The organism is Salinibius halmophilus (genome assembly GCF_003577475.1).
Taxonomy (GTDB): domain Bacteria; phylum Pseudomonadota; class Gammaproteobacteria; order Pseudomonadales; family Natronospirillaceae; genus Salinibius; species Salinibius halmophilus.
Genome location: NZ_QPEP01000017.1, coordinates 68469 through 91621 on the forward strand (window position 1 = coordinate 68469; position 23153 = coordinate 91621).

A 23153-nucleotide genomic window follows, 5' to 3' on the forward strand; every position below is an offset into this window, starting at 1 on the left:
GCCGTACAACCTACGGGTGGTTTATTGCACGCGGGCGTAGGTTTTACAAACCGGAGGTTTGGGAAACGGAGAAGTCGTCATCCCCGAGTGGTTTTATCGGGGATCCAGTTTTTGGTTTTCAATGTGGCAGCTAGATTCCCGCCTTCGCGGGAATGACATGATTATTTACGGGTTTAGGCGTAGGTTTTACAAACCGAAGGTTTGGGAAACAATTGTTAAGCAACTTACATGTTCAATTAAACGAGTAATTATGAAAAAGCTTCCAATTGCGGTGAGTAGTTTTGAAGTGATGCGCTCTGCAGACTACTACTACGTCGATAAAACGAAATTGCTCGGCCAGTTGAATGACCAAGGGCGCTATTTCTTCCTTTCTCGCCCACGCCGTTTTGGTAAGTCTTTATTACTCGATACGCTTCACCAGTTATTCGCTGGTAAGCGCGAGTTTTTTCATGGCCTTCACATCGAGCCGCTCTGGGACTGGTCGGTAAGCTTTCCTGTGGTTCGTATCGACTTTGGTAGTGGCACGTTGAAGTCGCCAGGCGAGTTAAATACCCGAATTCTTGAGCTCCTCAAAGAAAACTACCAACGCTACCAAATAGAGCTGCCTAGCCAAACCGACGTGCCTGGGCTGTTTACCCAGTTGATTCATAAGCTGCACGAGCAAACTGGCCTGCCAGTTGTGGTACTCATCGACGAGTACGACAAGCCGATTCTAGACAACATCGAAAACGAGCCGGTTGCCCAAGCCATGCGCGAAGAGCTAAAGAACTTGTATTCTGTGCTCAAAACCCAAGATGCGCACTTGCGGTTTGTGTTTATGACCGGGGTAAGCAAGTTCAGCAAGGTAAGTTTGTTTAGTGGGTTAAACCAATTGCAGGATATTAGCCTTAGCCCTAAATATGCCACCATTTGTGGTTACACCCAGCACGATTTGCAAACTGTATTTGCCGAACCACTGAAAGGGGTAGATTGGGATAAGCTAAAGCAGTGGTACAACGGATATAACTTTTTGGGTGACTCGGTTTATAACCCTTACGATATTTTGCTGTTTTTAAGCGAGGATCAATCCTACCGCAACTACTGGTTCGAAACCGGCAGCCCGAGCTTTTTGCTTAAGCTGTTTAAACAGCAGCAGTATTTTTTGCCCAATTTAGAAGCGCCGGAAGTAGGCGAGGAAATTCTGAACTCTTTCGATGTTGAACGAATCAATCCGCTTACCTTGCTGTATCAAAGTGGCTATTTAACCATTCAACACACACTTGAGCGGCGTGGACATTTGCGTTTTGTACTGGGCGTGCCTAACGAAGAGGTTAAAGTTTCATTAGCCGAACATCTCATTGGTGGCTACCTGCCGCGCTCGGCTGAGGAAATGTATCCGCTGCAAAATAAGCTCTACGACGCCCTAATTGCTGGTGACGTTGCGCAATTAGAACGCCAGATTCATTCAGTGTTTGCCGGTATTCCATGGCGCAACTACACCAATAATGAACTGGCCGCCAGCGAAGGCTTTTACGCTAGTGTGTTGTATGCGTTTTTTGCGAGTTTAAATGCCACCATTCGAGCGGAAGACATAAGTAATCATGGCCAAACCGACCTGACGATTGAGTTGGGCGAGTTTATTTATGTGATGGAAATTAAGCGCGACACCTCGCAGGATTATGTTGCCGGTGAGGTAAACCCAGCGCTCGAGCAAATTCAGCAGCGTGGTTACTCAGAAAAGTACCTGAGCTCTGGAAAAACTGTTTTTGAAGTGGGTATAGTGTTTAACACCCATCAGCGCAATTTGGTGCAGTTCAACAGCGTTTGCGTGTCGTAGGTTTTACGAACCGAAGGTTCGGGAAACGGAGAAGTCGTCATCCCCGAGTTATGCAACCACGTCATCCCCGAGTGGTTTTATCGGGGATCCAGTTTGTGGTTTTTAATGACGCGACTAGATTCCCGCCTTCGCGGGAATGACATGATTATTTACGGGTTTAGGCGTAGGTTTTACAAACCGAAGGTTTGGGAAACGAAGAAGTAGTCATCCCCGAGTGGTTTTATCGGGGATCCAGTTTTTGGTTTTCAATGTGGCAGCTAGATTCCCGCCTTCGCGGGAATGACATGATTATTTACGGGTTTAGGCGTAGGTTTTACAAACCGAAGGTTTGGGAAACAATTGTTAAGCAACTTACATGTTCAATTAAACGAGTAATTATGAAAAAGCTTCCAATTGCGGTGAGTAGTTTTGAAAAAATGCGTAGCGACAGTTATTTGTATGTCGACAAGACTCACATGCTTGAGCATTTGGTCGCTCAGGGGCAATATTTCTTCCTTTCTCGCCCACGTCGTTTTGGTAAGTCTTTATTACTCGATACACTGCACCAGTTATTCGCTGGCAAGCGCGAGTTGTTTCATGGTTTGCACATTGAACCAAACTGGGACTGGTCGGTTAGCTATCCTGTCATTCGAATCGACTTTGGCAGTGGTACATTGAAGTCAACAGAAGAGTTGAACACCCGAACTTTTGAGCTTCTCAAGGAAAACTACCAACNCGTGCCTGGGCTGTTTACCCAGTTGATTCATAAGCTGCACGAGCAAATTGGCCTGCCAGTTGTGGTACTCATCGACGAGTACGACAAGCCGATTCTAGACAACATCGAAAACGAGCCGGTTGCCCAAGCCATGCGCGAAGGGCTAAAGAACTTGTATTCTGTGCTCAAAACCCAAGATGCGCACTTGCGGTTTGTGTTTATGACCGGGGTAAGCAAGTTTAGTAAGGTGAGTTTGTTTAGTGGGCTGAACCAACTAGAAGACATCAGCCTCGATGAGCGCTTTGCTAGTATTTGTGGTTACACTCAAGCTGATTTAGAAACTGTTTTCGCCGAAGCACTTGTAGGAGTGGATTGGGATAAGCTTAAGCAGTGGTATAACGGTTATAACTTTTTAGGTTCGCCAGTTTACAACCCGTACGATATTCTTTTATTCATTAGCAAGGGCTATTCCTACCGCAACTACTGGTTCGAAACCGGCAGCCCAAGCTTTTTGCTCAAGCTGTTTAAACAGCAGCAGTATTTTTTGCCCAATTTAGAAGCGCCGGAAGTAGGCGAGGAAATTCTGAACTCTTTCGATGTTGAGCGCATCAACCCGCTTACCTTGCTGTATCAAAGTGGCTATTTAACCATTCAACACACACTTGAGCGGCGTGGACATTTGCGTTTTGTACTGGGCGTGCCTAACGAAGAGGTTAAAGTTTCATTAGCCGAACATCTCATTGGTGGCTACCTGCCGCGCTCTGCCGAGGAAATGTATCCGCTGCAGAACAAACTCTACGATGCTCTAATTGTTGGTGATTTAGAGCAAGTTGAGCGCCAGGTTCATTCGGTTTTTGCTGGTGTTCCATGGCGCAACTACACCAATAATGAACTGGCCGACAGCGAAGGCTTTTACGCTAGTGTGTTGTATGCGTTTTTTGCTAGTTTAAATGCCACTATTCGAGCGGAAGACATAACGAATCATGGCCAAGCCGATTTAACGGTTGAGTTAGGCAACTATATTTACGTGATGGAAATTAAGCGCGACACCTCGCAGGATTATGTTGCTGGTGAGGTAAACCCAGCGCTCGAGCAAATTCAGCAGCGTGGTTACTCAGAAAAGTACCTGGGCTCTGGAAAAACCGTGTTTGAAGTGGGTATGGTGTTTAACACCCAGCAGCGCAATTTGGTGCAGTTCAACAGCGTTTGCGTGTAGTAGGTTTTACGAACCGAAGGTTCGGGAAACGGCGAAGTCGTCATCCCCGAGTGGTTTTATCGGGGATCCAGTTTGTGGTTTTCAATGTGGCAGCTAGATTCCCGCCTTCGCGGGAATGACTGGGTATGGCGCGGGCGGGAATGACTAGGTGTATCGCGGGAATGACTAGGTGTATCGCGGGAATTGCGCACGTTGCCCGGCGCAAACTCATGCTTTGTGCAATGTGCTGTATGAATTAACAATAAATTACACCCCTCTCCTTTGTCTGCGCTAAGCTGTATATAAATACACTTTTAGAGCGCGCCATGGCAAAGCCGAATAATCCACACGATGCATTTTTTAAACAAAGCATGCAAAAACCGTTGTTGGCTCGGCAATTTATGCAGTTTTACTTGCCCAAACAATTGGTTAGTCAGCTGAACCTACAGTCGCTTAGGCTGCTCAACACCACTTATGTCAACAAGCAGTTGCGCGGCTAATGAAGCACATTCGTGATGCAGACATAAGCCCTGTGTTGTTTGAGTTGCGTAGCCGATTTGAGGGTGTTAGAGCAGACGACCAAGTAAAGTTGGATTTTCTTCGCTCATTGCTAGAATATGCCATGGCAGCGGGGCAAACAGACGACGCGCAGTTAGATAGTGTTGTTGAACATGTAGCGCAATCCGCTAATCACCTTGGAGACAAGAATATGGCTACCATAGCAGAGTTATTACGCCAGCGCGGTTTGAAAGAGGGACTCGAGCAGGGAATTGAGAAAGGACGTCAAGAAGGTCGTGAAGAAGGTCGTGAAGAAGGTCGTGAAGAAGGTCGTGAAGAAGGACTAGTGGCCGGAAAACTCGAAACAGCCAAGGCACTTATGGAAGAGGGTTTTGATAATGCCCGAATTTCGAAAATTACCGGGCTCTCGCTAGAGCAAGTGGAATCGTTGAAACATTGATCATTGGCGATACATATTGCCCGGCGCAAACCACGCGCCGTACAACCTACGATGATCGTGTTTTCGTAGGTTTTACGAACCGGAGGTTTGGGAAACGGCGAAGTCGTCATCCCCGAGTGGTTTTATCGGGGATCCAGTTTTTGGTTTTCAATGTGGCAGCTAGATTCCCGCCTTCGCGGGAATGACATGATTATTTCCGGGTTTAGGCGTAGGTTTTACAAACCGAAGGTCTGGGAAACAATTGTTAAGCAACTTACATGTTCAATTAAACGAGTAATTATGAAAAAGCTTCCAATTGCGGTGAGTAGTTTTGAAGTGATGCGCTCTGCAGACTACTACTACGTCGATAAAACGAAATTGCTCGGCCAGTTGAATGACCAAGGGCGCTACTTCTTCCTTTCTCGCCCACGCCGTTTTGGTAAGTCTTTATTACTCGATACGCTTCACCAGTTATTCGCTGGTAAGCGCGAGTTTTTTCATGGTTTGCACATTGAACCAAACTGGGACTGGTCGGTTAGCTATCCTGTCATTCGAATCGACTTTGGCAGTGGTACATTGAAGTCAACAGAAGAGTTGAACACCCGAACTTTTGAGCTTCTCAAGGAAAACTACCAACGCTACCAAATGGAACTGCCCGGCCAAACCGATGTGCCTGGGTTGTTTACCCAGTTAATTCATCGGCTACATGAGCAAACTGGTCAGCCAGTTGTGGTACTCATCGACGAGTACGACAAGCCAATCCTAGATAACATTGAGAACGAGCCGGTAGCACAGGCCATGCGAGAAGGGCTAAAGAACCTCTATTCGGTGTTAAAAACACAGGATGTGCACTTGCGCTTTGTGTTTATGACCGGGGTAAGCAAATTTAGCAAGGTGAGTTTGTTTAGTGGGTTAAACCAACTGCAGGATATAAGCCTTATCCCTAAATATGCGACCATCTGTGGTTACACCCAACAAGATTTGCAAACCGTTTTTGCCGAGGCACTTGCAGGGGTAGATTGGGCCAAATTAAAGCAGTGGTACAACGGTTATAACTTTTTGGGTGAGCCAGTTTATAACCCCTACGATATTTTGCTGTTTTTGAGCGCCGATCAATCCTACCGCAACTACTGGTTCGAAACCGGCAGTCCAAGCTTTTTGCTTAAGCTGTTTAAACAGCAGCAGTATTTTTTGCCCGAGCTCAGTGGTATTGAGGTTGGCGAGGAGATCCTCGATAGTTTTGATGTTGAGCAAATCGACCCGGTGACTTTGCTTTACCAAAGTGGTTACCTAACCATTAAAGAAACCCGTAGGCGAATGAATGACCAGTTGTTTTTTGCCTTGAAGGTGCCGAACCAAGAAGTGCAACAAGCACTCAATACTCACTTAGCGGCAGGCTACGCCCAGCATGGTTCGCCAACGCGGGCTTCTTTACAGTTTAAGTTATACGATGCCCTGATTGAGGGTGACGTAGGAGCTTTAGCGCAGCATGTTAAAGCGCTGTTCGCGGGTATTCCATGGCGCAACTACACCAATAATGAACTGGCCGACAGCGAAGGCTTTTACGCTAGTGTGTTGTATGCGTTTTTTGCTAGTTTAAATGCCACTATTCGAGCGGAAGATATAACGAATCACGGCCAAACCGATTTAACGGTTGAGTTAGGCAACTATATTTACGTGATGGAAATTAAGCGCGACACCTCGCAGGATTATGTTGCCGGTGCGGCGAACCCAGCGCTAGAGCAAATTCAGCAGCGTGGTTACTCAGAAAAGTACCTGGGCTCTGGAAAAACCGTGTTTGAAGTGGGTATGGTGTTTAACACCCAGCAGCGCAATTTGGTGCAGTTCAACAGCGTTTGCGTGTCGTAGGTTTTACGAACCGAAGGTTCGGGAAACGTGGGGGTGTCATCCCCGAGTGGTTTTATCGGGGATCCAGTTTTTGGTTTTCAATGTGGCAGCTAGATTCCCGCCTTCGCGGGAATGACATGATTATTTACGGGTTTAGGCGTAGGTTTTACAAACCGAAGGTTTGGGGAACAATTGTTTAGCAACATACATTTTTAATTAAACGAGTAATTATGAAAAAGCTTCCAATTGCGGTGAGTAGTTTTGAAGTGATGCGCTCTGCAGACTACTACTACGTCGATAAAACGAAATTGCTCGGCGAGTTGAATGATCAAGGTCGGTACTTTTTCCTTTCTCGCCCACGCCGTTTTGGTAAGTCTTTATTACTCGATACACTGCACCAGTTATTCGCTGGCAAGCGCGAGTTTTTTCATGGTTTGCACATTGAACCAAACTGGGACTGGTCGGTTAGCTATCCTGTCATTCGTATCGACTTCGGTAGTGGTACGTTGAAGTCACCTAGCGAACTCGATGAAAAAATTGACGAGATTCTTAAACATAATGCAAACCGTTTAAAAATCGGCACGCAGGCCAATACATCATCGGGCATGTTTGCTGAAATTATTGAAGGTTGTGTTGAGCAATATGGTGAAAAAGTTGTGGTACTCATCGACGAGTACGACAAGCCAATCCTAGATAACATTGAGAACGAGCCGGTCGCGCAGGCCATGCGAGAAGGGCTAAAGAACCTTTATTCGGTGTTAAAAACACAGGATGTGCACTTGCGATTTGTGTTTATGACCGGGGTAAGCAAATTTAGCAAGGTGAGTTTGTTTAGTGGGTTAAACCAACTGCAGGACATTAGCCTTATCCCTAAATATGCGACCATCTGTGGTTACACCCAACAAGATTTGCAAACCGTTTTTGCCGAGGCACTTGCAGGGGTAGATTGGGCCAAATTAAAGCAGTGGTACAACGGTTATAACTTTTTGGGTGAGCCAGTTTATAACCCCTACGATATTTTGCTGTTTTTAAGCGCCGATCAATCCTACCGCAACTACTGGTTCGAAACCGGCAGCCCAAGCTTTTTGCTCAAGCTGTTTAAACAGCAGCAGTATTTTTTGCCTAATTTAGAAGCGCCAGAAGTCGGTGAAGAAATACTCAACTCTTTCGATGTTGAGCGCATCAACCCGCTTACCTTGCTGTATCAAAGTGGCTATTTAACCATTCAACACACACTTGAGCGGCGTGGACATTTGCGTTTTGTACTGGGCGTGCCTAACGAAGAGGTTAAAGTTTCATTAGCCGAACATCTCATTGGTGGCTACCTGCCGCGCTCTGCCGAGGAAATGTATCCGCTGCAAAATAAGCTCTACGACGCCCTAATTGCTGGTGACGTTGCGCAAATAGAACGCCAGATTCATTCAGTGTTTGCCGGTATTCCATGGCGCAATTACACCAACAACGAACTCGCCGCCAGCGAAGGCTTTTACGCTAGTGTGTTGTATGCGTTTTTTGCTAGTTTAAATGCCACCATTCGAGCGGAAGACATAAGTAATCATGGCCAAACCGACCTGACGATTGAGTTGGGCGAGTTTATCTATGTGATGGAAATTAAGCGCGACACCTCGCAGGATTATGTTGCTGGTGAGGTAAACCCAGCGCTCGAGCAAATTCAGCAGCGTGGTTACTCGGAAAAGTACCTGGGCTCTGGAAAAACCGTGTTTGAAGTGGGTATGGTGTTTAACACCCAGCAGCGCAATTTGGTGCAGTTCAACAGCGTTTGCGTGTCGTAGGTTTTACGAACCGAAGGTTCGGGAAATATGGGGGCGTCATCCCCGAGCGGTTTTATCGGGGATCCAGTTTTTGGTTTTCAATGTGGCAGCTAGATTCCCGCCTTCGCGGGAATGACGGGGTGTATCGAGGGAATGACGGGGTGTATCGAGGGAATGACTGGGTATGGCGCGGGAATGACTGACTATTTGTATACATGTTGCCCGGCACAGCCGTGCAACCTACTATGATTGTTTAATACTTTTATTTTTTTAAGGATGTTTGCAATGGAATTAACTTGTTTTAAGGCTTACGACATTCGTGGTGAGTTGGGTACGCAGTTAAACGAAGAAATTGCCGAGCGAATTGGTCGAGCATTTGCGCAGGTTTTGAAGCCTAAAACGGTTGTTGTAGGTGGCGATGTTCGTGAAACCAGCGAGCCGCTCAAGCTGGCGTTGGCTAGGGGGCTACAAGCCGGTGGTGTGGATGTGCTTGATATTGGCCTGTGTGGTACGGAAGAGATTTATTTTGCTACGTCGCACTTAGCCACAGATGGCGGTTTGATGGTAACGGCTAGTCATAATCCAATTAACTACAATGGGATCAAAATGGTAGGCAAGGGCAGTACGCCTATTTCTGCCGACTCAGGTATGGATGCTATCAAAGCTCTGGCAGAGTCGGGCGAGTTCACCGAAGTGGCCAAGCAAGGTGAGTATAAGCAGGTTTCTACCGTTGATGCTTACATCGAGAAGTTGTTGAGCTATGTTGATGCAAGCACTCTGCGCCCTATGAAGTTGGTGATGAATGCTGGTAATGGTGCTGCGGTGCCAACTGTTAATCGCCTAGAAGAGAAGTTTAAAGAGCTGGGCGCGCCAATTGAATTTATTAAGGTTAACAACGAAGTCGATCCTACCTTCCCAAATGGAATTCCTAATCCAATTTTAAGTGAGCAACATCCACAAACGGCGGGCCCTGTGAAAGAACATGGCGCCGATATGGGCATTGCTTGGGATGGCGACTTCGACCGTTGCTTCTTGTTCGACGAAAACGGCACCTTTATCGAGGGTTACTACATTGTTGGTTTGCTTGGCGAGGCGTTTTTGAAGCAGCAGCCTGGTGCGAGCATTATTTACGACCCTCGCTTGGTATGGAATACAGTTGAAATTGTTGAGGCGAACGGCGGTACGCCAATTCAAAGCAAGTCTGGTCACTCGTTTATTAAAGAGCGTATGCGCAAAGAAGATGCCGTGTACGGTGGTGAAATGAGTGCCCACCATTATTTTAAAGATTTCGCCTATTGCGATTCGGGCATGGTGCCTTGGCTGCTAGTGATCGATTTGCTTAGCAAAACGGGTAAATCGTTAGGCGAGCTAGTACGCGAGCGTATGGCGGCGTATCCATCACCAGGTGAAATTAACTCAAAAGTAGCCGACGCCGATGCCACCATCGAGCGTGTACTGGCTGCATACGAAAAAGACTCCCTTGCAGTCGATTACACCGACGGCATCTCGTTAGATATGGGTGAATGGCGCTTTAATTTGCGTAAATCCAACACCGAACCAGTGATTCGCTTAAACCTAGAAACACGTGGCGATAAAGCTTTGATGGACGATAAAACCAACGAGCTTCTGGCGTTGATTAGGCAGTAGGTTTTTCGAACCTAAGGTTTGGGAAACATTGTTATAGGTTGGTACCTGTTGCCCGGCGCAAAAAAAACGCGCCGTGCAACCTACGGGGGTGGATGTACTCGAACGTAGGTTTTACAAACCGGAGGTTTGGGAAACGTGGTTAGTTCGTCATCCCCGAGTGGTTTTATCGGGGATCCAGTCTCTAATTCGATGGCTAGACACCCGCCTTCGCGGGTGTGACGGGGTTTGGTGCGGGTGTGACTTGGTTTACCAGTCCCGCTCCTAGGCTGGTTAATACTAGTACGGTCATGATGCCCCGCGCCGACTCCAATAACGAGTCGAATAGGCCGGTGGCGAAGAATCCAAGTGCTGCGGTGAGCACTAGGGTGAGTGCTGTGTTGCCTCGGTAGGTGGTAAAAAGCAATTTGCCTGCCACGGCGCAGGCAGTTAAATAAGCCAGCAGTCCTGCCAAGCCTAACTTGCCTAGCGCGTTCATAATGTCACTATGCAAGTGGGTGTATTTGGTTACCCAGGTAGTTGCCTGTCCAGAAGCCAGCCAACTTTCTTTCAGCTGGATGATTTCTACATCGGAAAAACCAAACAGTGGTGCTTGGCGTGCGGCTTCAAATGCTAGTTGGTAAAACTGTACTCTTAAGCCGGTCGAGGTGTTTTCTGGTGCGATATTGGGAAACTGTGCCAGTAGCTTGAATACTTCGTCGAACCGCGCCACAGCCGGCATGTCTTGGAATACGGTAAATACCATTAGCAGCCCGGCAGCACAAATAACCGCCATTGTGGCGCCGGTTGCTATCGCCCAGCGCCAATTCTTACTGAGCATTATTGGGTACAAGCAAGCAATCAGCACAAGGTTAAGAATGGGGCCTTTGCTGGCAATGGCTAGGGTGGTGCTTGCAAGTCCAACGCATAGCGCGAGTGCTGTAACGCTGGCAACTATGCGTTTGCTAATTGCCAGTTGAATGGCCATCCACAGCATAATCAAGCAGTACATGCTGGCATACATACCATAATAAATCGTGTTGAAAGCTGTGCTGTGTAAGCGAACTCTTGCGTTCTCATCGAGCCAAAAATTCAAGCCGTTTAGCGTGCCGATTAATGCACCTAAGCCCACGCCTGCCGCTAATGCATGTTTGTTTAAGCCAATGCGGCTATAGCTGAATGCAATGAGTGGTGTTAGTGCAATGCCAAGGTTTAGTTGGGCGCTAAAGCTGCCAAACTCGCCACGCCATAGTTGAATAGCCGTGCTAACTAGCGGGTATAACCACACTAACAAGGTAGCTACTTTGTGGTGCTGCAAAAAACGCCACAGCTGTTTAATGTTGGCAAGGCTGGCAATAATGGTCGTTAACAGCACGGTTGTTGCCGCAATGCCTAAGGCATTTACTGGGGTGAAAATGAGCCCTAAACAGCAAGCCAAAACGAGTGAGTTAATGGTTGAAAGCGTGCGATCAAGCATTTAGTTTTCCAAAAATATATTGTGTTTGTCTGTACCAAGCATGCGTGCTTTCACTTGCTCGGCAAGGCTGTCGTTGTGGCGCAGCAAGAATATGTTGTACAGGTACTTAATATACTGGCTAAGCAAATCGTGGTTAATTTGGTTTAACGTTTCTTTATGTTGTAGTAGTTCAATTAATGCATCGCTGTTCTCACATTTATGTACTAGCCCGGTGATGCCATAACAAGACAAGCCAAGCTGAATCACCGGAATGTTTTTCGCTAGTGCCTCCAACCCCACTGTAGAGTTAAGCGTAATCACGGCGCTGGCATTTTCGATCAGTTGCTCGGTATCGCCTTGATTAGCAAAAACAATTTGCGGGTGCTTGGTTACGTTGCGTTGAATGCTGCGCTTAAAACTAGGGTGCTCTTTAATCACAAAGTTTATGTTTGGCAGCTCAGTGGCGGCTCTCAGCAACACGTTATAAAATGCCGCCATGCTTTTTATCCAAGGCGACAACTCCATTACCTGCATGTCACTGGGTACTTGCATGGGTACAAAAATATATTGCTTGGCAGTAAAGGGTATGTTGCTCGTACCTGCTTTGTTTTTGCTCGCTCGCTTGTTGAGCTTTTCAGGCCAGGCGAGTGATTGCCAGTCTATAGCTAGGCGTTGATAAAACGCAGCGTGCTGTGGCATGGAGTTGTTGGCGTTTATGCCTTGGTTGTCTACTTGAATGGTGCCTGGAAAGTAGCCGTTTTCCACAAAAGTACAGGGTAGTCCTAGGGCTTTAGCAGCCAGCGCAATTATACCGAATGGTGCTAAGGAGCCGTTCCATATAAGCGCGTGGGTGGCGTTCTGCTGTTGCATTTCTGTGGCAAAATAGATGAGCTGAGTCTGTGCTTGCTTTAGCTTTATTCGTTTGTACAGAGCTTGTACTGGTTTGGAAAAAAGCCAAGGTAGGCGAATGGCACGGCGCTGTACGTTACGTTCAACCACGCTGGCTAACTCTGCCAAATCACGTGTGCTTGGTTGAAACCGGCTGCCCGTTGCCGCTATATACTTTTTGGCTTGTGAGCTTGATTTGCTAAGCAGCACGGCTTGGTTGTCAATCTGGCATGCAAGTTCGCTAACTTGGCTGTTGGTGAGCGTTGCAATTCGCATTTCACTTCTTGTCCATTTATTTTTTCGCCCAATAGCTTATCATGCTTACCTTAATTTTTGGCGCGGTTGAGGGATCGTTCATGAAAGTTTTAATCACCGGTGGCGCAGGGTACATTGGTTCTCACACAGTGCTGTGTTTGCATGAAGCTGGCCACGATGTGGTTGTGTTAGACAACTTGAGTAACTCGTCGGTTGAGTCACTTAAGCGTGTTGGCGAGTTAACTAATAAGTGCGCACAGTTTATTGAGGGTGATATCCGCGATGAGCAGCTATTAAATCGTATCTTTAATGAGCATGCGTTTGATGCCGTTATTCACTTTGCCGGTTTAAAAGCGGTTGGCGAGAGCGTGGCGAGGCCAGATCTGTACTACGACAATAACGTAAATGGCAGTATGGTGCTGATGCGAGCAATGAAAGCAGCAGGGGTTATGCGCTTGGTGTTCTCATCATCGGCAACTGTGTATGGCGACCCAGCATCGTTACCTATCACCGAAGACTTCCCGTTGAGTGCCACCAATCCGTATGGTTGGTCGAAGCTAATGGTGGAGCAGGTTTGCCGGGATGCGGCTGTTGCCGATGAAAACTGGCAGATTGCTTTACTTCGTTATTTCAACCCAGTGGGGGCCCACGAAAGCGGCCGCATTGGTGAAGATCCAAACGATATTCCCAATAATTTAATGCCGTTTATTTCCCAAGTAGCAGTGGGTAAGCGCGCTGAACTCTCTGTGTTTGGTGACGATTACGATACCCATGATGGCACGGGTGTGCGCGACTATATTCATGTAATGGACCTAGCTCGCGGCCACCTAGCCGCGCTGAATTATTTGCCTAAGCAAAAGGGCTGTGAAGCCTATAACCTTGGCACAGGCAATGGCTATAGCGTATTGGATATGGTGAAAGCATTCGAAACCCAAAACCAAGTGCCAGTGCCTTACCGAATTGCGCCGCGCCGCCCTGGTGACATAGCAGCCTGCTACGCCAACGCTGGTAAAGCCGAACAAGTGCTAGGGTGGACAGCCACCATGACGCAAGACGATATGGTACGCGACACTTGGCGTTGGCAAAGCCATAACCCAAACGGTTACAAATAAGCATGTCTTCGTTGTCGGTCATTATTTCTAGCTACAACAACTCGCCAGCCATGGTTAAAACCTTGGCTGGCTATTCAGTGCAAACTAACACCAACTTCGACATCATCATTGCTGATGATGGCTCGAGCCAAGCGCACCTAGATGCCATTGAAGCAGCCATTGCTAAGTTTGGTTTAACCGCGCAAGTGTCTACCATCGCCGACAAAGGCTTTCGCAAGTGCAAAGCGCTAAACGATGCCGTGCGTTTGTCTACTGCCAACGCGTTACTGTTTACCGATGCCGATATCGTTCCACGTAAAGACTTGGTGGCACAGCACAAACGGTTATTAAAGCCGGGTTTCTTTATCGCTGGTGGTAGTCATATTCACACTACCGAGGCATCGCTGCCGCTGTTAACGGAATCATCGATTTTATCGAATGACTGTTTTACCAAGCGGTTTTGGCACAATGCCGGTCACAGTAATCGAAAAATTAAGCAGCGCTTCGAGCGAGGCAATGTCTCGGCGGCGCTGCTTAATTTGTTGAGCTGGCGCTCAAAAGCATTTATTGGTTGCAATGCTTCTTGTTGGCGCGAATCATTCGAGCAAGTCAATGGCTTCGACGAGTCGATTGGTTATGGCGCCGAAGACATCGATTTTGGCCTGCGCTTAACCAATGCTGGGGTGAAGTCGCGCCGCTACACCTACTCGCTCATTGGTTTACATCAGTGGCATCCTCGCCCTTATCGCAATGAGTCGCAAGTGCAGGCAAACAAAGCCCATATTTACGCACGTTATAGGCAGGGCGTTAGCTGGATAGATCAGTAACATTGCAAAGATGTTACTGGCGCACTAGTATCCCCGAGCTCAGCAATATGCATGGGTGGGCATAAACAGTGATATTGGGTTCGGTTTTTAAGCGATTAGGGCAGTGGCTTGGGTTTGTACTGGCGTTAATGCTGGTTTACTGGGCCGCTAACGACGCCATAAACCACCTAGTACACGGCGACACGCTGAATGAAGGCGTGTTGAGGCTCGACTTTTGGCTGTTTGCGAGCGTGTTTGTGGCCATATTTCTTACTCAGCGCAGGCCATGGCTGGGGTTTTTGGTGGCAAGTTGTTGGGCGTTAATGCCTTATGTTATGGCTGGCGCGCATTTGAAGGTGCTTGGCCGTATGGCGCGCCTAGCTGATCTAACCTTGCTGCTCGAAGCTTTTTTCGTTCTGCCTATGGCGGTGCGCATTGCGCTGGTTTTTTGCTTTTTATGCTTGGTGCTTATTACCGTTTGGAACTTTTCACTGATTCGCTGGCGCGCTGCGTTGGTGTTTTTAATGCCATGGGCTGCCGTAATTGCCCTAGTTATGGCGAGCCCAAAAGCTTATCTCAACGTGTGGGATTCTCTAGGTCATACTGCATGGGATTTTAGCGATCAACGCACCGCAGCTCGCAATGGCTATATGGTTGCAACGCTGTTTTTCCATGCGCGCAATATCGTAACTCGCGAGGCAGGATTGGCGTCATCTAACCCAAAGGCAGCTAAATCCGAGTTGCTGCAACAGCAAGCCTGGCTGCAGGATAATCTTCCCGATCGCAATGTGTACTTACTTGTGTTGGAGAGCTTTATCGATGTGCGCGATCTCAAGGCAATCAATCTGCCTAATGACTACTTTCCACAGGGGTTGTCGCAGTTACTGATTAGAGATTTTGATTACGCTCGCAGCCCTACCTTTGGCGGGGGTACCGCTAATGCTGAGTTCGAAATGCTTTGCGGAGCACCTGCTTTGCGAAGGTTTGGCGCAACAGACTTTAACGTTATGCAAGGGCGAGCGGTTGCTTGCCTTCCCGAGCAAATTACTCAGTCACATGCGCCCATTGCCAGCAATGCCTACAAGCTTTGGTACTTTAACAAAGACATTGCCTATAACAGCTTAGGCTTTAAGAATGTGTATGCCCCAGTTGAGTATGGCAATCATGGGTCGTATTTGAACCTGTTCGACGATGAGCCGTTTATGCACGATATGGACTTCTTTGAGCAGGTAGTTGCCTTTAACCAGCAACTGACCGAGCCAACTTTCCATTATGCACTGGCAGTTTATGGTCATATGCCACATGGTTTGGGTGATGAGCGGTTCGAAAAACGGTTTCAAGTTGACGGGGTAGAGCCAGATTCACATCTGTGGCGCGTATTGAACCAGAGCTATTACCGTTATTTGGCGCTTGAACAGTATTTAACTAGCATGCTTGCAAACGACCCCAACGGGTTGGTTGTTGTGGTGAGTGATCATGTGCCTGGGCTGGGCGGGCCGCAGGTTTGGAAAACGCTCGACTATCAAACTGCGCAAGGTGGCTCCGTGTTCAATGTGCCCTATGCGGTGTTCGATCGTGGTGAACGGGTGTCAGTGCCACTCAATTACCTTTATGAGTTGCCCAATGTTATCTTTAATCAGCTAACCGATGGTGCCTACTGCAAAGCATTTAACTGCCAATTAAACGAGGCTGAGCTAGAGCAGCGCTATTACAATTTAATGGTGGGCAGCTTTAATTAGGCGCCTGCCTAAGAACTGATCAGGTTGCTATCTTATTGATTTTTTTAAACTTTTTTCTAAAAAAAGTGTTGACGGCCAATTCGGAATCCCTATAATGCGTCCCTGTCAACGGCGATGACGCCGGCGAGATTGATCGGAGCATAGCGCAGTCTGGTAGCGCATCTGGTTTGGGACCAGAGGGTCGGGGGTTCGAATCCCTCTGCTCCGACCAATTAGAACTGAGCGCCCGTAGCTCAGTTGGATAGAGCAACGGCCTTCTAAGCCGTGGGTCGCGGGTTCGAATCCTGCCGGGCGTGCCATGTTGACAGAGTTGTGGTGACCGTAGCTCAGTCGGTAGAGCTCTGGATTGTGGCTCCAGCGGTCGTGGGTTCGATCCCCATCGGTCACCCCAAGTAACTTTGGGAAATAAGTTACAACAAGTTATGCGGATGTGGTGGAATTGGTAGACACGCTGGATTTAGGTTCCAGTGCCGCGAGGCGTGAGAGTTCGAGTCTCTCCATCCGCACCAATTCAGAAAAGCCCGAAGGTTAACCCCTTCGGGCTTTTTGCTTTTCCGTGATGGGTTTGTGTTGTATGCCAGTCGTTATTTGGTGTAGGTCTGTAAATCATCCGCGTAGCGGATGTTTGCAGACAAAGTTAATCGGTTTTTTCGTGGTTCAATGTCTTCAAAAACGGGTTTGCCTCGTCAACTAGATTCCCGCCTGCGCTGGAATGACGGAAGTAAACAACACCAAGCGTTGAATTGATTATCTTTTGTGCAATTTCTTAGTAATTTACATTTAATATCGCTAAATGCACCGCTATGCCTTGATTCGCGGGGCATCTATACGTAAATTATCGCGTCTTTACAGAATTATTTTGACTCAAATATTGAGGAGTATTCATGCAAGTTTCAGTCGAGACGACTTCGGGTTTGGAGCGTCGCATGACCGTCGGTCTGCCTGCTGATACCGTTGATGGCGCTGTTGAAGCGCGTTTAGCAGAGACAGCAAAACGTGTTCGTTTAGATGGTTTCCGTCCAGGTAAGGTTCCGGTCAGCGTTGTACGTCAACGTTTTGGTGCAGATGTTCGCAACGAAGTTGTTGGCGAGATGATGCGCGAGAAGTTTGTCGAAGCCATTACATCTGAAAAGCTGCAACCTGCAGGTAACCCTCAGTTTGAAGCGGTTAAAAACGAGCGCGGCGCAGATGTAGAGTTCACTGCTACGTTCGAAGTATACCCAGAAGTTGAAGTTGCAGACTTGGGCGCAATTGAGGTAACCAAGCAAGCTGCTGAAATTACAGACGAAGACATCAACGAAATGTTGGAAAGCCTTCGCAAGCAGCGTGTTGAGTACAAGCCAGTTGAGCGCGCCGCGCAAGACGGCGACCGTGTAAACATCAACTTCGTTGGTAAGCTAGACGGTGAGGCCTTCGAAGGTGGTACGGCGAACGATCAAACGCTAGTACTAGGCTCTGGTTCTATGATTCCTGGTTTTGAATCAGGCATCGAAGGCATGAGCGCTGGCGAAGAAAAAACCATCAAGGTAACTTTCCCTGCTGAGTACCGTGCTGAAAACCTAGCGGGCAAAGAAGCTGAGTTCGACATTAAAGTAAACACGGTTGAAGAAGGCGTATTGCCAGAAATCAACGACGAGTTCTTTAAGTCGTTCGGTAGCGAAGAGACAACTGAAGAGTCTTTCCGCGCTGAAGTTCGCGAAAACATGGAACGCGAAGCACGTAACGCACTGCGTAACAAGCTGAAGCAATCTGTGGTAGAAGCGCTAGACAAAGCGAACCAGTTTGATGTGCCAGGTGCGCTAATTCACGACGAAATCCATCGTCTACAGCACCAGTTTGCCCAGCAAATGAGCCAGCAGCAAGGTCAGCAAATCGACCCGCATCAGTTGCCAGCTGAGTTGTTCACCGAGCAAGCAAAAACTCGTGTTCGCACGGGCCTAATCTTCTCTGAACTAGCGAAGCAGCTTGAAATCACCGCTTCTGATGAGCGTGTAGATGCGTATCTATCGGATGTGGCGTCGGTATACCAAGACCCACAGTCTGTAATCGACTACTACAAGAACAACGCTGAGCAGCTAAACCAAGTGAAAGCAGTTGTACTTGAAGAAGCAATTATCGATGCAGTAGTTGAAAAAGCGAATGTAACAGATGAATCTGTGAGCTACGCTCAAGCTATTGCACCAGCACAGCCTGCTGTTGAAGAAGCTTCTGAAGAAGAGAAAGCTGAATAAGCTTGATTGCCGTATTTAGATTTACAGGCAATACTAAGAACAGTTGGCCGCGTGCCAACTGTTTTTGCATTCAAAGGAGTCAAGAATGACGCAAGATCGTAATGACAAGTTTGACCCAATGGCCGCATTGGTTCCTATGGTTGTAGAGCAATCATCTCGTGGTGAGCGCTCATACGACATTTACTCGCGCCTTTTAAAAGAACGCGTAATATTCTTAGTCGGCCAGGTGGAAGACCATATGGCTAACTTAGTTGTTGCGCAGCTGCTCTTCCTTGAGTCGGAAAACCCAGAAAAAGATATCCATATTTATATCAACTCACCAGGTGGCTCGGTAACGGCTGGCATGGCAATCTACGACACCATGCAGTTTATTAAGCCGGATGTTAGTACTACGGTAATCGGACAAGCTGCCTCTATGGGTGCGTTGTTGTTATCTGGTGGTGCTGCGGGCAAGCGCTATGCGTTGCCAAATTCGCGTGTGATGATTCACCAGCCATTGGGTGGCTTCCAAGGTCAGGCATCTGATTTTGAAATTCATGCGAAAGAAATATTGGGCATGAAACAGAAGTTAAATGAGATTTTGGCGCATCACACAGGCCAAGATCTTGAAACAGTTATGCGTGACACCGATCGCGATAATTTCATGGGTGCGCAAGCGGCGAAGGACTACGGCTTGGTCGATGAAGTGATGGTAAGCCGATAAGCTTAATCCATTACACCCATTCATTTGTTTTAGAGGTAAGAAATGGCGGACGATAATTTCGGCAAGCAAGACGACGGCAAGTTGCTCTATTGCTCGTTTTGCGGCAAAAGCCAGCACGAGGTCCGCAAACTGATTGCTGGCCCTAGCGTGTTTATTTGCGATGAATGTGTTGATTTGTGTAACGACATCATCCGTGAAGAACTCGCCGAAAAAGAAGCTACGGATGGCGAAAGTACTGAGTTACCAACGCCTGCACAAATTCGTGCAACGTTAGATGAGTATGTGATCGGCCAAGGCAAAGCCAAGGTGTCTTTGTCGGTAGCGGTATACAACCACTACAAACGTTTGCGTTATGGTAAGTCGCACCACAGCGATGTAGAGATTTCAAAGTCTAACATCTTGTTGATTGGCCCTACTGGCTCGGGCAAAACGCTGCTTGCGCAAACGCTGGCGCGCATGCTTAATGTGCCGTTTACCATTGCCGATGCGACCACGCTGACTGAAGCGGGTTACGTAGGTGAAGATGTTGAAAACATCATTCAGAAGCTGCTGCAGAAATGCGACTATGATGTGGAAAAGGCCGAGCAGGGCATTGTTTACATCGATGAAATCGACAAGATTTCACGCAAATCTGAAAACCCATCAATCACTCGAGATGTGTCGGGCGAGGGTGTTCAGCAAGCGCTATTAAAACTGATTGAAGGTACGGTTGCATCGGTACCACCGCAAGGTGGACGTAAGCATCCACAACAAGACTTTGTGCAAGTGGATACCAGCAATATTCTATTTATTGTTGGTGGTGCGTTTGCTGGCCTTGAGCAAGTCATTCTGGAGCGTTCAGAACGCAGTGGTATTGGTTTTAGTGCCACAGTACGTTCAAAAGAGAATCGCCGTATTGGTGAAACGCTGAAGGATGTGCGCCCTGAAGACCTGGTGAAATTTGGTTTGATTCCTGAGTTTATTGGTCGTTTGCCGGTGATCGCAAGCCTGGAAGACCTAGACGAAGATGCCTTAATGCAAATTCTGTCTGAGCCTAAGAACTCCTTGGTGAAGCAGTATCAAGCGTTGTTTGAAATGGAAGGGGTTGAGCTAGATATGCGCGAGTCTGCCTTGCGTGCTGTTGCTCGCCAAGCCATGGAGCGCAAAACGGGTGCCCGTGGTTTGCGTTCCATTATGGAAAAAACGCTCATCGATACCATGTATTTAATTCCTTCAGAGAAGGATTTAACCAAGGTAGTGATTGAAGACAGCGTTATTGAAGGCAAGGCCGACCCAATCTTTCTTTACGAGCGTAAAGACGAACAAGCCAGTTCGTAGGTTGTACGAATCGAAGATTCGGGCAACAAGTGTTTCCCGGCCTGCGGCCGTAAAACCTACCGGTTGTGTCTGTAGGTTGTACGAATCGAAGATTCGGGCAACGCATGTTTAACCCCGCACTAGCGGGGTTTTTATCCTATTGGCGGTTGATTAACGGTTCCAAGACCTTATATTGGTAATAGAGTTACTGGCCGTTTAGAAGGCTCGTTTTTATTTACCCAGGCAAGAAGCCAAAAGTGGAGAGCACGTCGTGAATAGCAAGACTATGCCAGTATTGCCACTACGCGATGTCGTAGTGTATCCGCACTTAGTGATTCCTTTGTTTGTTGGTCGTGCGAAGTCTATTGCTGCATTGCAAAAAGCAATGGACGGTGACCGAAAAATTTTATTGGTGGCGCAAAAAGACGCTGCTAGCGAAGATCCAAGTGCCGATGAACTATTTGAAATCGGCACTGTGGCAACTATTTTGCAGTTGCTTAAGCTACCAGATGGCACGGTTAAAGTGTTGGTAGAAGGCGAGTACCGTTCATTTGTTAAGAATATCGGCTTAACCGATGATTACGTGACGGCCGATGCCGTGAAGATGGAAGAGCATGACGCCGACAGTAGCGAAACAGAGGCACTTGGTCGTGCATTAATGCAACAATTTGAACGTTTTGTTCAATTGTCGAAAAAAATTCCGAACGAAGTATTGGCGTCGCTCAATGGTATTGAGGATGTTAGCCGTTTAGCGGATACCATTGCTACCCATATGAGCTTGTCGTTAGACGAGAAGCAAAACGTATTAGGGTTGGCGAGCGTTGCCGCGCGCCTTGAGCACTTAATGTCGTTGATGGAAGGCGAAATTGACCTATTGCAGGTTGAGAAGCGCATTCGTGGGCGCGTTAAAAAACAGATGGAAAAAAGCCAGCGCGAGTACTATTTGAATGAGCAAATGAAAGCCATTCAAAAAGAGCTAGGTGACCTAGACGACGCTGGTAATGAAGTTGAACAGTTAGAAAAGCGCATCAAAGAAGCAGGGCTGTCTACCGAAGCGGCTGATAAGGCTAAAGCGGAAGTGAATAAGCTTAAGATGATGTCGCCAATGTCGGCGGAAGCTTCAGTGGTGCGCAATTACCTAGATTGGCTGCTGGGCTTGCCGTGGAAAAAGCAAACTCGAGTTAAGCGTGATATTAATCTAGCCGAGAAGGTGCTCGAGGAAGATCACTACGGTCTAGAAGACGTGAAAGAGCGAGTGATTGAGTACTTAGCGGTACAGAAGCGAGTAAAACAGCTGAAAGGCCCAGTATTATGTTTGGTGGGGCCCCCAGGTGTTGGTAAAACATCGCTTGGCCGTTCAATTGCGCGTGCAACGAATCGTGAGTTTGTTCGTATGTCACTCGGCGGCGTGCGTGATGAGTCCGAAATTCGCGGGCACCGTCGAACTTATATCGGTTCTATGCCAGGCAAAATTGTACAAAAGCTAAGCAAAGTAGGGGTGAAAAACCCGCTATTCTTGCTCGACGAAATTGACAAAATGGGTATGGACCACCGCGGTGATCCAGCGTCGGCATTGCTTGAGGTATTAGACCCAGAGCAGAACAGCACATTCAACGACCACTATTTGGAAGTTGATTACGACTTGTCGAATGTCATGTTTGTTTGCACGTCGAACTCGATGAACATTCCAGGGCCGCTATTAGACCGCATGGAAGTGATTCGAATTCCGGGATATACCGAAGACGAAAAGCTTAATATTGCCAAGAAGTATTTGCTGCCGAAGCAAATAAAAGAAAATGGTCTAAAAGCCAGCGAACTTGAAATTGCAGATGAACAGTTGCTTGGCGTAGTACGCCATTACACCCGCGAAGCGGGTGTTCGCGGACTCGAGCGTGAGCTGGCCAAGCTGTGCCGCAAGGTAGTAACGGCTCAGGTGAAGAGCAACAGCAAGGGGGCAATGGTTATAGATGAAGCTAAAATTGTTGAGTTCCTAGGGGTTCGCAAGTTTAGCCATGGCGCGGCCGAGAAGGAAAATCAGATTGGTCAGGTAACCGGCCTAGCTTGGACATCGGTTGGTGGCGAGCTGTTAACACTTGAGTCTTCGGTTGTAGAAGGCAAGGGTAGAATGATCCGCACGGGCTCGCTTGGCGATGTGATGCAGGAGTCCATTCAGGCTGCAATGACCGTTGTACGAGCGCGTGCGCAGTCTTTGGGTTTGATGCCAGACTTCCACGAGACCGTTGATGTGCATATTCACGCACCTGAAGGGGCGACACCGAAGGATGGTCCGTCTGCTGGTATTGGTATGGCGACTGCCTTGGTGTCGGCAATGACCAAGATCCCAGTTCGTGCCGATGTGGCGATGACTGGCGAAATTACCCTGCGTGGGCAAGTGTTGCCAATTGGTGGGTTAAAGGAAAAATTGTTGGCCGCTCATCGTGGTGGCATTAAAACAGTCGTGATCCCTATCGAAAATGAAAAGGATCTGAAAGAAATTCCAGAGAATATCAAGCAGGACTTAACCATTAAGCCAGTTAAGTGGATTGATGAAGTTTTGTCCATTGCTTTGGAATATCAGCCTACGCCGTTGTCTGACGATGAGGTGGCATCGCGTCGAAACGCTTCGACAGGTGAAAAAACTGCCTCTAATCAGCAATCAGCGCATTAAGGCACTTGACGCGGGTTTCAAGGCGTTGGTATAAATTGAATATGCTTGAAACCCGCATCGCTGAAGGGTTTTTAAAAATTATAATTTACTCGTTGTAGCAAAAATGTAACCCAATTTTATGCTGCGCCGTCATTT

General features: G+C 47.6%; 16 protein-coding genes and 4 tRNA genes. 18 read left to right on the plus strand and 2 right to left on the minus strand.

The window, feature by feature from the left end; translation table 11 throughout:
- The first annotated feature begins 250 nt into the window (after nt 1–250).
- The 7 genes from DUW71_RS16940 to DUW71_RS16970 all read left to right on the plus strand — a co-directional run bounded on the left by DUW71_RS16940 (nt 251) and on the right by DUW71_RS16970 (nt 9909).
- Nucleotides 251–1816 (plus strand): ATP-binding protein, encoded by a 1566-nt coding sequence (locus tag DUW71_RS16940; protein WP_119396466.1) that lies wholly within the window; start codon nt 251–253, stop codon nt 1814–1816.
- 377 nt (nt 1817–2193) lie between these two features.
- The gene (locus DUW71_RS16945; protein WP_119396467.1) at nt 2194–3726 is read left to right on the plus strand and encodes an ATP-binding protein; all 1533 of its coding nucleotides are present in this window, start codon (nt 2194–2196) and stop codon (nt 3724–3726) included.
- Nucleotides 3727–4031: 305 nt separating this feature from the next.
- A complete protein-coding gene (locus DUW71_RS16950) occupies nt 4032–4205 on the plus strand; it encodes an Rpn family recombination-promoting nuclease/putative transposase (RefSeq protein ID WP_119396468.1) in 174 nt (57 codons plus the stop codon).
- Nucleotides 4205–4663, plus strand: coding sequence for an RpnC/YadD family protein (locus tag DUW71_RS16955; RefSeq protein ID WP_119396469.1), 459 nt, complete (start codon nt 4205–4207; stop codon nt 4661–4663). Before DUW71_RS16950 ends, DUW71_RS16955 begins: the two co-directional genes overlap by 1 nt.
- Before the next feature lie 279 nt (nt 4664–4942).
- A complete protein-coding gene (locus DUW71_RS16960; RefSeq protein ID WP_119396470.1) occupies nt 4943–6511 on the plus strand; it encodes an ATP-binding protein in 1569 nt (522 codons plus the stop codon).
- A 209-nt stretch (nt 6512–6720) separates the two neighbouring features.
- On the plus strand, nt 6721–8283 hold the full coding sequence (locus DUW71_RS16965; protein WP_119396471.1) for an ATP-binding protein: 1563 nt from the start codon (nt 6721–6723) through the stop codon (nt 8281–8283).
- 264 nt (nt 8284–8547) lie between these two features.
- Nucleotides 8548–9909 (plus strand): phosphohexomutase domain-containing protein, encoded by a 1362-nt coding sequence (locus DUW71_RS16970; RefSeq protein ID WP_119396472.1) that lies wholly within the window; start codon nt 8548–8550, stop codon nt 9907–9909.
- Between the two features lie 193 nt (nt 9910–10102).
- Here DUW71_RS16970 and DUW71_RS16975 read toward each other — a convergent pair whose 3' ends face one another.
- Both DUW71_RS16975 and DUW71_RS16980 read right to left on the minus strand, forming a co-directional pair.
- The gene (locus DUW71_RS16975; RefSeq protein ID WP_119396473.1) at nt 10103–11362 is read right to left on the minus strand and encodes an O-antigen ligase family protein; all 1260 of its coding nucleotides are present in this window, start codon (nt 11360–11362) and stop codon (nt 10103–10105) included.
- On the minus strand, nt 11363–12505 hold the full coding sequence (locus DUW71_RS16980; protein WP_119396474.1) for a capsular polysaccharide export protein, LipB/KpsS family: 1143 nt from the start codon (nt 12503–12505) through the stop codon (nt 11363–11365).
- Nucleotides 12506–12585: 80 nt separating this feature from the next.
- On the opposite strand from DUW71_RS16980, the gene galE reads away from it, so the two are divergent.
- The 11 genes from galE (at nt 12586) to lon (ending at nt 23018) form a co-directional block, all read left to right on the plus strand.
- A complete protein-coding gene (gene galE / locus DUW71_RS16985; protein ID WP_119396475.1) occupies nt 12586–13596 on the plus strand; it encodes a UDP-glucose 4-epimerase GalE in 1011 nt (336 codons plus the stop codon).
- Nucleotides 13597–13598: 2 nt separating this feature from the next.
- Nucleotides 13599–14402, plus strand: a complete 804-nt coding sequence (locus DUW71_RS16990) for a glycosyltransferase (protein WP_119396476.1) — start codon at nt 13599–13601, stop codon at nt 14400–14402.
- 128 nt (nt 14403–14530) lie between these two features.
- On the plus strand, nt 14531–16120 hold the full coding sequence (locus DUW71_RS16995; RefSeq protein WP_158584232.1) for a sulfatase-like hydrolase/transferase: 1590 nt from the start codon (nt 14531–14533) through the stop codon (nt 16118–16120).
- Between the two features lie 134 nt (nt 16121–16254).
- Nucleotides 16255–16331 (plus strand) — tRNA-Pro (locus DUW71_RS17000).
- An 11-nt stretch (nt 16332–16342) separates the two neighbouring features.
- Nucleotides 16343–16419: transfer RNA gene (locus DUW71_RS17005), tRNA-Arg, on the plus strand.
- Between the two features lie 16 nt (nt 16420–16435).
- Nucleotides 16436–16511 (plus strand) — tRNA-His (locus DUW71_RS17010).
- Between the two features lie 33 nt (nt 16512–16544).
- Nucleotides 16545–16629, plus strand: a tRNA-Leu gene (locus DUW71_RS17015).
- A 375-nt stretch (nt 16630–17004) separates the two neighbouring features.
- Complete coding sequence (gene tig / locus DUW71_RS17020; RefSeq protein ID WP_119396478.1) at nt 17005–18351, plus strand: trigger factor; 1347 nt, start codon at nt 17005–17007, stop codon at nt 18349–18351.
- Nucleotides 18352–18436: 85 nt separating this feature from the next.
- A complete protein-coding gene (gene clpP / locus DUW71_RS17025; RefSeq protein ID WP_119396479.1) occupies nt 18437–19054 on the plus strand; it encodes an ATP-dependent Clp endopeptidase proteolytic subunit ClpP in 618 nt (205 codons plus the stop codon).
- Between the two features lie 42 nt (nt 19055–19096).
- Nucleotides 19097–20371 carry an ATP-dependent Clp protease ATP-binding subunit ClpX gene (gene clpX, locus DUW71_RS17030; protein ID WP_119396480.1) on the plus strand — a complete coding sequence of 425 codons (1275 nt, stop codon included), beginning with the start codon at nt 19097–19099 and terminating at the stop codon, nt 20369–20371.
- A gap of 265 nt (nt 20372–20636) precedes the next feature.
- Nucleotides 20637–23018 carry an endopeptidase La gene (gene lon, locus DUW71_RS17035; RefSeq protein WP_119396481.1) on the plus strand — a complete coding sequence of 794 codons (2382 nt, stop codon included), beginning with the start codon at nt 20637–20639 and terminating at the stop codon, nt 23016–23018.
- Nucleotides 23019–23153 lie beyond the last annotated feature (135 nt).